Annotated in this window: 1 protein-coding gene; it reads right to left on the reverse strand. The window is 67.8% G+C overall.

Annotated elements, in window-relative coordinates; genetic code table 11:
* Nucleotides 1–395: family 16 glycosylhydrolase (locus D7Y04_RS43410; protein ID WP_147477382.1), on the reverse strand; the 395-nt coding region annotated here is incomplete at both ends.

Below are 395 nucleotides of genomic sequence, written 5' to 3' on the forward strand. Positions count from 1 at the left end.
TCCGCGGTGGCCCGAACCTGGTTGTCCAGCCGGAACACCATCTGCCCCGCCGTCCACTCCACCTCGTACACGTGGAAGCCGTCCGCGAGGCTGTAGCCCCGGTTGGCGCCCGTGCCGAAGTGCTGCGCCGCCCCGTTGGCGAAGTAGTGCACCGCCGACTTCATCCACGTCGGCTCATTGGAGTGCCACTCGAGGATGTCGATTTCGCCCGAGCTCGGCCAGCCCACCGTGGAGATGTTGCCGCCCAGCGTCCAGAACGCCGGCCACATGCCGTAGCCGGACGGCACCTTGATGCTGGCCACGAGCTTCCCGTAGCGCCGCTCCACCTTCCCCTTCGTGTGGATGCGGCCCGAGTAGAACGAGCGCGGCCCGTAGCCCGTGCAACGCGAGTCCAT

This window comes from Corallococcus sp. AB038B (assembly GCF_003668955.1).
Lineage (GTDB): Bacteria > Myxococcota > Myxococcia > Myxococcales > Myxococcaceae > Corallococcus > Corallococcus exiguus.